The sequence below is a fragment of the Streptomyces sp. NPDC054794 genome (genome assembly GCF_053611585.1).
In genome coordinates this window covers 1-8,548 of the sequence record NZ_JBSHAQ010000077.1, presented here as the reverse complement: position 1 = coordinate 8,548, position 8,548 = coordinate 1, and the positions used below count along the sequence as shown (strand labels likewise).

General features: G+C 71.8%; 8 protein-coding genes and 1 pseudogene. 2 read left to right on the top strand and 7 right to left on the bottom strand.

Annotated elements, in window-relative coordinates; genetic code table 11:
• Nucleotides 1-61 precede the first annotated feature (61 nt).
• Both ACWGKT_RS44290 and fdxA read right to left on the bottom strand, forming a co-directional pair.
• Nucleotides 62-1,159: a bifunctional succinyldiaminopimelate transaminase/glutamate-prephenate aminotransferase gene (locus ACWGKT_RS44290; protein ID WP_453278176.1), complete on the bottom strand. Its 1,098-nt coding sequence runs from the start codon at nucleotides 1,157-1,159 to the stop codon at nucleotides 62-64.
• A gap of 116 nt (nucleotides 1,160-1,275) precedes the next feature.
• Complete coding sequence (fdxA, locus tag ACWGKT_RS44285) at nucleotides 1,276-1,596, bottom strand: ferredoxin (RefSeq protein ID WP_018089397.1); 321 nt, start codon at nucleotides 1,594-1,596, stop codon at nucleotides 1,276-1,278.
• 140 nt (nucleotides 1,597-1,736) lie between these two features.
• On the opposite strand from fdxA, the gene ACWGKT_RS44280 reads away from it, so the two are divergent.
• Together ACWGKT_RS44280 and ACWGKT_RS44275 are read left to right on the top strand one after the other, a co-directional pair.
• Nucleotides 1,737-2,822 (top strand): GNAT family N-acetyltransferase, encoded by a 1,086-nt coding sequence (locus ACWGKT_RS44280; protein WP_453278175.1) that lies wholly within the window; start codon nucleotides 1,737-1,739, stop codon nucleotides 2,820-2,822.
• A 32-nt stretch (nucleotides 2,823-2,854) separates the two neighbouring features.
• Complete coding sequence (locus ACWGKT_RS44275) at nucleotides 2,855-3,706, top strand: transglutaminase-like domain-containing protein (protein WP_356148043.1); 852 nt, start codon at nucleotides 2,855-2,857, stop codon at nucleotides 3,704-3,706.
• 26 nt (nucleotides 3,707-3,732) lie between these two features.
• Here the strand turns inward: ACWGKT_RS44275 and ACWGKT_RS44270 are convergent, their stop codons facing one another.
• From ACWGKT_RS44270 to ACWGKT_RS44250, 5 genes and pseudogenes are all read right to left on the bottom strand, one after another.
• Nucleotides 3,733-4,347, bottom strand: a complete 615-nt coding sequence (locus ACWGKT_RS44270; protein WP_356148040.1) for a response regulator transcription factor — start codon at nucleotides 4,345-4,347, stop codon at nucleotides 3,733-3,735.
• 10 nt (nucleotides 4,348-4,357) lie between these two features.
• Nucleotides 4,358-5,539, bottom strand: coding sequence for a sensor histidine kinase (locus ACWGKT_RS44265; RefSeq protein ID WP_453278174.1), 1,182 nt, complete (start codon nucleotides 5,537-5,539; stop codon nucleotides 4,358-4,360).
• A gap of 5 nt (nucleotides 5,540-5,544) precedes the next feature.
• Nucleotides 5,545-6,303 carry an ABC transporter permease gene (locus tag ACWGKT_RS44260; RefSeq protein WP_356148038.1) on the bottom strand — a complete coding sequence of 253 codons (759 nt, stop codon included), beginning with the start codon at nucleotides 6,301-6,303 and terminating at the stop codon, nucleotides 5,545-5,547.
• Nucleotides 6,297-7,229, bottom strand: a complete 933-nt coding sequence (locus ACWGKT_RS44255) for an ABC transporter ATP-binding protein (protein ID WP_453278162.1) — start codon at nucleotides 7,227-7,229, stop codon at nucleotides 6,297-6,299. The genes ACWGKT_RS44260 and ACWGKT_RS44255 overlap by 7 nt, the downstream gene beginning before the upstream one ends.
• A 96-nt stretch (nucleotides 7,230-7,325) precedes the next feature.
• Nucleotides 7,326-8,548, bottom strand: a pseudogene (locus tag ACWGKT_RS44250) (hypothetical protein); the annotation flags it as partial.

Genomic DNA, 8,548 nt, shown 5'->3' with positions numbered 1-8,548 from the left:
GTCCGGGGTGCTGCCCCCCGGACCCCGTCGCTTCGCCTGTGGCGGCATAGGGCGGCCGGACCTACTCGGCCAGCCTCCGCACCGCCGCGGCGACCCGCTCGTCGGTCGCCGTCAGAGCCACACGGACGAACGTCTCGCCCGCGGTGCCGTAGAAGTCGCCGGGGGCGACCAGGATGCCCCGCTCGGCCAGGTGGGCCACCGTGTCCCAGCAGGACTCGTCGCGCGTCGCCCAGAGGTACAGGCTGGCCTCGCTGTGCTCGATGCGGAAACCGTGCGCCAGCAGGGCGTCGCGCAGGGCCGTGCGGCGGGCGGCGTAGCGCTCGCGCTGCTCGCGGACGTGGGTGTCGTCGGACAGGGCCGCGACGACCGCCGCCTGCGTGGGCGCCGAGGTCATCATGCCGCCGTGCTTGCGGATCTCCAGCAGGGGGCCGAGGACCGCCGGGGCGCCCGCCAGGAAGGCCGCGCGGTAGCCCGCCAGGTTGGAGCGCTTGGACAGGGAGTGGACCGAGACGATGCCCTCGTACGAGCCACCGTTGACGTCCGGATGCAGGACCGAGACCGGGTCGGCCTCCCAGCCCAGCTCGATGTAGCACTCGTCGGAGAAGACCAGGACGCCGTGCTCGCGGGCCCAGGCCACGATCCGGGTCAGCTCCTCCTTGGACAGCACCTTGCCCGTGGGATTGGACGGCGAGTTCAGCCAGAGCAGCTTCAGGCCGGTGGGGTCGAGGTCGGTCGGGTCGTCGTAGACCTCGTACTCGGCGCGGGCCAGCCGGGCGCCGACCTCGTAGGTCGGGTAGGCCAGACGCGGGTACGCGACCTTGTCGCCGGGGCCGAGGCCCAGCTGTGTGGGCAGCCAGGCGACCAGTTCCTTGGAGCCGACGATCGGCAGGACGTGGCGGTGGGTGACGTCGCGGGCGCCGAGCCGGCGCCGGAGCCAGCCGGTGATCGCGTCGCGCAGCTCGGGCGTGCCCCAGACGGTCGGGTAGCCGGGCGAGTCGGCCGCGTCGATCAGCGCCTTCTGGATCAGCTCGGGGACCGGGTCGACCGGGGTGCCGACGGACAGGTCGACGATGCCGTCCGGATGCGCCGCGGCCGTCTTCTTGTACGGCTCCAGCCTGTCCCAGGGGAAGGTGGGCAGGCGGTCGGAGACTGCGGACACGGTTCTCTCGCTCACTTTCGTCTGGTACGGAAAACGCCTCGGTCCCGTACGGCGATCACAGCGATCGGGGCGATCGAGGCCGTACGGGACCGAGGCGGCGCGGATGCGGGCCGCTCTTACTGGTTCTGCGGCGGCAGCGCGGCGATGAACGGGTGGTCGCGCTCGATCAGGCCCAGTTTGCTGGCGCCGCCGGGGGAGCCGAGCTCGTCGAAGAACTCGACGTTCGCCTTGTAGTAGTCCTTCCACTCCTCCGGAGTGTCGTCCTCGTAGAAGATCGCCTCGACCGGGCAGACCGGCTCACAGGCACCACAGTCGACGCATTCGTCCGGGTGGATGTACAAGGACCGGGAGCCCTCGTAGATGCAGTCGACCGGGCACTCCTCGATGCACGCCTTGTCCTTCACGTCGACACAAGGCTGCGCGATGACGTAGGTCACGCTGTCGTTCCTCCTCGATAGGGCGCTGGCGGGCCTCTTCAGGCTCCGCCGCCTGGCGCGCGGGAGCGCGGCGTCGTCGATGCCCGCACCTAGTATCTCCGTTCTTGGGCATGATCCGAACAGGAGGGGTGAACCGACCTGTGGAAATCTCGGCCGCCGGACGACTTGAGGTCCGTATCACCGCTGCTGACGTGGGCAAACGGGTCTCCGTACGGCGTTTGACCGAACACGCCGTCACCCAGGAGAAGTTCACCGACACGGTGGGTGTTCTCACATCATGGGACGACGGTGTGCTGCTGATCACACGGAAGAACGGGGAGAGCGTCCGGATTCCGGAATCCTCGCTGGTGGCGGGCAAGGTCGTGCCCGCGGCTCCGGCGCGTCGCCGGGGTCCGGCGGCCACGTACGAGGAACTCGCGGCCGTCTCCACGCGTGCTTGGCGACCGGTGGAGAGCGAGCGGCTGGGCGAGTGGGAGCTGCGCGCCGCAGTGCAGGAGGTGCCGCGCGACGGGGGTCCCCCCAGGCGTTCAGCTCCGGGGGAGCGTCCGCGACGGGTGGGCTTCACCCGGCGGGCCAACAGTGTGCTGCCGCTCGGCGACCCCGGTCTTCCGCTCGACGCGGCGCTCGATGCCGTACGACGCTGGTATCGCGAACGCGGACTGCCCGCGTACATCCAGACCGCGACCGGTGCCGCCGGCACGCAGGAGCCGCTCTGCGCCGAGCTGGAGCGGCGTGGCTGGGTGCGTGAGGTGACCGCCGAGCTGTGGGTCGGCGCGCTCGCCCCGGTCGCGGACCGGGCCGAGGGCGCGGACGTGGTGCTGTCCCGGGAGGCGGACGCGGCCTGGCTGGCCCGCTACCGGCGCAAAGGGGTGAGCGAGGTGGCCCTGCGGGTGCTCGGCGCAGGGCCGTCGGTGTGGTTCGCGACCGTGCCCGGTGCCGGCGGCGGTGCCCCGGCCGCGATCGGGCGGTGTGTCGTCGACGGGCGGTGGGCCGGTTTCGCCGCCGTCGAGGTGGATCCGGCCCTGCGACGGCGGGGGCTGGCCACCGAGGTGATGGCCGCGCTCGCCCGGCGGGCCCTGGACGAGGGCGCCTCGGCCGCCTGGCTCCAGGTGGAGACCGGCGACGAGGCGGCGGCGGCCCGTGCCCTGTACGCCGGGCTGGGCTTCGCGGCGCATCACGCGTACCACCACTACCGGGAGCCGGATATCTCCGGCGCCGACGAGTAGTACGGATCGCTGTGAAAGGGCACGGACCAGTCATGGGTCCCCCTTATCCCCCACTGCCCGAGCGGTCCGCCGAGGTGCGGCAGCGGTTCGCCGAGGAGGCGCGGGCCGAGCGGCCCGATCTGTCGACGCTGTGTCTGCTGCTGGCCGCGCAGGCGGACGGCTCGCTGGACGAGGCGGGCATGGACGCGGCGCAGATCGAGCTGGACCGGCTCGCCGGGCTGCTGCCGTACCGGCCCGGCTCGCCCCTGGCCTGGGCGACGGCGCTGCACCAGCTGCTCGGCGTGGGCTGCGGGTTCCGCGGCTGCGCCGCCGACTACCACCGGCTGGAGTCGTCGCTGCTGCACGAGGTGCTGCGCCGCCGGCGCGGGCTGCCCATCCTGCTGTCCCTGGTGTGGATGGAGGTGGCGCGCCGGGCCGGGGCTCCGGTGTACGGGGTGGCCCTGCCGGGGCACTTCGTCGTCGGGTTCGGCGCCGCGCAGGAGCAGGTGCTGGCCGACCCCTTCGACGGCGGACGGGTGCTCACGGGCACGGACGCGGAGCTGCTCGTCGTCGGGGCGACCGGGGCGCCGCTGGAACCGGCGATGCTCACGCCCGCGGCGCCTCTCGACGTCGTCCTGCGGATCCTGAACAACATCCGGGCGTGGGCCGCGGCCCGCCCCGAGCGTTCGGACGTGGCGCTGTGGGCCGTGGAGCTGTCCCTGCTGCTGCCCTCGCACCCGGCGCGGCTGCGCTACGAGCGGGCGCAACTGCTCGTGCAGCGCGGCGAGTTCGTCTGCGGGGCGGCGGAACTGGACGCGTACGCCGAACTGGTGGCCGCGGTGGACGAGTCGGCGGCGTCGCGCGTACGCCACCAGGCACACGCGGCCCGGGCCAGACTCAACTAGGAACTTTCACCGAGGTCCCGGACCGGCTACAGCCAGCCCTTCTCCCGGGCTGTCCGTACCGCCTCCGCCCGGTTGCGCACCGCCAGTTTCTGGATCGCCGTCGAGAGGTAGTTGCGGACCGTGCCCTGTGACAGGTGCAGGGCAGCGGCCAGTTCGGCGTTGGTGGAGCCGTCGGCCGCGGCACGCAGGACCTCGCGTTCGCGTTCGGTGAGGGGGTTGGCGCCCTCGGCGAGCGCGGCGGCGGCCAGAGTGGGGTCGATGACGCGTTCGCCGGCGAGCACCTTGCGTACCGCTTCGGCGAGTTGGGCGGCGGGGGCGTCCTTGACCAGGAAGGCGTCGGCACCCGCCTCCATGGCACTGCGCAGATAGCCGGGGCGGCCGAAGGTGGTGAGGACGACCAGTTTGACCGCGGGGAGCTCCTGGTGCAGCCGGGCCGCCGCCTCGATGCCCGTACAGCCCGGCATCTCGATGTCGAGCAGGGCGACGTCCACGCCGTGTTCCCGCGCGGCGGCCAGCACCGCGTCGCCGCGCGCGACCTGGGCCACGACCTCGATGTCGTCCTCCAGGCCGAGCAGGGCTGCCAGTGCCTCGCGGACCATCGACTGGTCCTCGGCGAGAAGGACCTTGATCGTGCTGCTCATGCCCCGGATATTACGTCCCCGCGGTGTCCACGGGCACACGGGCGACCAGCCGGAACCCGTGCCTGACCCGGCCCGCCTCCAGGGTGCCGCCGACCTTCTCCAGACGCTCGGTCAGACCGGTCAGGCCGTTGCCGGGGCCCTTGACCGGGCCGCCGGATCCGTCGTCCTCGACGGAGAGTTCGAGGACGGCGCCGTCCAGGGTCTGCCGACGCAGCACCTCCACCGCGCACTTCTGGGCGCCGCTGTGCCGCACCACGTTGGTGACCGCCTCGCGCAGCGCCCAGGCGAGCGCGGACTCGCCGTCCTCGGGGACGCCGGTGAGGTCGGGTTCGGCGGGCACCTCGGCAGTGACCCCGGCGGCGGTCAGGGCGACCTGGGCGCCGGCGAGTTCGGCGGCCAGCCGGGGGCGCCGGTAGCCGGTGACGGCCTCGCGGACGTCGACCAGTGCCTGCCGGCTGACCTGTTCGATGTCGGCGACCTGCTGGGCCGCCTTGTCGGGGTGGTCGGGGAGCATCCGGCCGGCCAGCTCGCTCTTCAGCGTGATGAGGGAGAGCGAGTGGCCGAGCAGGTCGTGCAGGTCGCGGGCGAGGCGCAGGCGCTCCTCGTTGGCGGCGAGCTGCGCGACGGTGGCGCGTGCCTTGCGCAGCTCGATGGTGGTGCGGACCAGTTGGACGACGCCGGTCATGGCGAACCCGATGAGGATCACCAGGATGAGCAGGTCCAGGGCGTGCTGCTCGCCGACGTGCAGTCCGGCGAGCAGCATCACGCCCGCCGTCCCCGGGATCGCCCAGAGGGCGGCCCGCAGCGGGAGGGTGGCCCCGCAGGCGACGGAGACGTAGCAGTACAGAGCGAGCCAGGGTGCGCCGAGCGTGAGGGTCAGCAGGGTCGCCAGTACTCCGATGACGACGATCAGGCCGCCGACCCGCCGGGTGGTGGCCACCCGGCCCATGTCGCGGAAGACCAGGGTCAGATAGACCCCGACGAAGAACGCCAGGCCGAACCAGCCGGCCACGGTCGCCCCGGTGGTGTGGTTCCCGGAGACGAGGTCGTGCACCGGGGCACTGAGGAAGACCAGCCAGACGCCGATCCACAGCATCTTGCGCAGGAACAGGTCGCGTCGGTTGCCCGGGGACTGCCCCAGCGGGATCAGCCGGTCCTGGCAGCCTTCCTCGGTCAGCGGGTCTTCCGTCATCGTGCTCACGCCTTCAGCGTGTCCTTCCGGTACAGCCAGGCCGCGCCGCCGGCGAAGAGGACGAAGAAGACGGCGAGGATCGCGATGTCCTGGGCGGCCGGCGTCTGGCTCTGCTCGATCGACCGCCCCAGGGCAGCGTACGCGTGCGTGGGCAGCCACTTCGCGATGTCCTGCAGCCACTGCGGGAAGGTCGTGGTCGGCATCCACAGGCCGCCGAGCATCGACAGGCCGAAGTAGGTGATCATCGTGATCGGGCGGACCGCGTCCCCGCTGGCCAGGTAGCCGATGGCGACGCCGAGCGCGGCGAAGACCAGGCTGCCGGCCCAGATGGCGCCGGTGAGGGCGAGCCACTGCCAGGCGTCCAGCCGTACGTCCTTCACGGCCGCGGCGACGACGAAGACGATGACGATGGAGGGCAGGCTGACGACGGCCGCGCTCGCGGTCTTGGCGAGGACGTAGCCGCGGCCCGGCAGGGTGGTCAGCCGCAGCTGCCGTACCCAGCCGCTCTCGCGCTCCTTGGCGATGCGCTCGCTGTTGCCCATCAGGACGGCGGTCAGGGCGCCGAACGAGGCCATGGAGACCATCATGTACGTCGGCAGGGTGAGCCCGGTGCCGTCGATCTTGGTCTTGCTGTCGGCGTTGCCCGCGATCAGCAGGAACAGGGCCGAGGGGTAGATCACCGAGAAGAAGAGGAACTTGCGGTTGCGCAGGGCGCGGGCGAGTTCCAGCTTGATCAGTGCCCGCGTAGCAAATGTATTCAGCATGACTGCTTGGCCTCCTCGGCCTCCGTGATGGCGACGAAGGCCTGCTCCAGGCCGAGCCCGGCGACTTCGAGGTTGCGGGGGTAGACGCCGAGGCCGTACAGCGCGTGCACGGTGGCGTCGGCGTCGGTGGACTGGATGCGGACGGTCTGGCCCGAGATGTCGATGGTGGCCAGGAAGGGCAGCCCGCGCAGCGGGGCCTCGTCGATCGCGCCCTCCAGGTCGAAGGAGATCCGGCGCGCGCCCGCCGTCGCCTTGATCTCGGCAGCGGTGCCGTCGGCGAGGAGCCGGCCGCGGTGCAGGACGAGGACGCGGTCCGCGATGGCGTCGGCCTCTTCGAGGTAGTGGGTGGCGAAGAGGACCGTACGGCCCTGGTCGGCCTGGTCTCGCATGGTGGCCCAGAAGGCCTGGCGGGCGGAGACGTCCATGCCGGTGGTCGGCTCGTCCAGGACGATCAGGTCGCTGTCGCCGGCGGTGGCGAGGGCGAAGCGGACGCGCTGGGCCTGGCCGCCGGAGAGCTTGTTGACCTTGCGGTCGGCGATCTGGGAGATGCCGGCGCGGGCGAGCACGTCGGCGACCTCGTACGGCTTCGGGTGCAGATCGCAGGCGAGCCGGACCAGCTCGGTGACGGTGACCTCGTCCATCAGGCCGCCGCTCTGCAGCATGGCGCCCACGCGCCCGGCGACGATCGCCTCCCGCGGGCTGGTGCCGAAGACGTTCACCGTGCCGCCGTCGGCCTGCTTGAGGCCGAGCAGCAGGTCGAGGGTGGTGGACTTGCCGGCCCCGTTCGGCCCGAGCAGGGCGACGGTCTCACCCGGGTACAGCTGGAGCGAGAGCCCGTCGACGGCCCGCACGCTCCCATAGGTCTTGCTCACCCGATCGAACCCGACCACCGGGGTGGTGCTGGTGGTCGCCGCAGTCATTGTCATGCCGACCATGGTGTCGGCGGCGGCGGTGGGCCCGGCAGTGTCGGGGGTCCTGAGTGCCGGATGACAGATGTCATGTCATCCGGCACTCCGGATGGGTCAGCTCGGGTCGGTCTTGATGACGGCGACCCGGTTGGTCTTGCTCGTCAGGGCCGTGCGCAGGGCGACGTACACGTCCTGGGGGGTGACGGCCGTCTTCTTGCCGTTGGCCCGGGTGATGAGCACCCCGTCGAACGCCTGACCGTACAGCTGCTTCAGGGCGTTCAGGTCCGGGGCGTCGGTGAGCTTGCCGTCGGGGGTCGCCTTCACCCGCAGGAACTTCCACAGCGAGTTCTGCGGACTCATCGGGACCGAGTGCGCCGCGTCCGTCTGCACGGTCACCTTGGCGGACATCGCCGGCTCGGCGAACGCCTTCATCTCGCGGTCGACCTCGGTGTTCGAGACCTTCGGCTGCTGGGTCGTGGTCGGCACGGTCACGGGCGTCGCCGTGTTCGTCTCCACCATCGCCTGGTACGCCCGCTCGATCGCCTTCGTCGAGCCGGCCGCGTCGATGCCCTTGCCCGCCTTGCCGTACACCGCGACGGCCTTGCCGGACTGGAACGTGATCGAGCCCTCGGTCACCGAGCCGGAACCGCCGCCGACGTCCTGCAGGGCGGCCTGGAGCTTCTCCTCGTCGACCGGCATGACCGGCTCGACGACCCGCTCCTGACCGAAGAGGGAGCCGATCACGGACATCGGGTTGTAGTCGCTCTGCGCGGCCGAGCTGACCGTGGCGGTGGTGTCGAACTGAAGGCCCGCCTTGTCCGGCGTGAGCGCGACCGTCTTGCCGCCCACCGACAGCTTCAGCGGCTTGTTCACCCGGTCGCCGAACGCCTCGTCGAGCTTCTTGACGGCGTCGTCGCGGGTGCCACCGCCGATGTCCACGCCGAGCACGGTGGTGCCCTTGGGCACGTCGGAGTGGTTCATCAGCAGCCCGGCGCCGTAGGCACCGATGCCGACGACGACCACCAGGCCGCCGAGCAGCACCAGCTTGTTGCGGCCCTTCTTCTTCTTGGGCTTGCTCTGCGGCACGTTCCGCGCGACCGGTTCGGGCAGCTTCGGGGCCGTGTGCGGCACCGGACCGTCGGCGGGCGCGCCCGGTCCGAACGGCGAGGTCGCGCCGGGCGGGACGACCGGGATGCCGCTGGTGACGGTGTGGCCGGAGACGTTGTCCGCCGGGGAGCCGTAGCCGGGCATGCCCGTTTCGGGGGCCGGCTTCTGCGGGGTGAGGATCGCGGTGTCGTCGCTCAGACCGCCGCCGGGGCCACGCCCGGCGGTGGGAG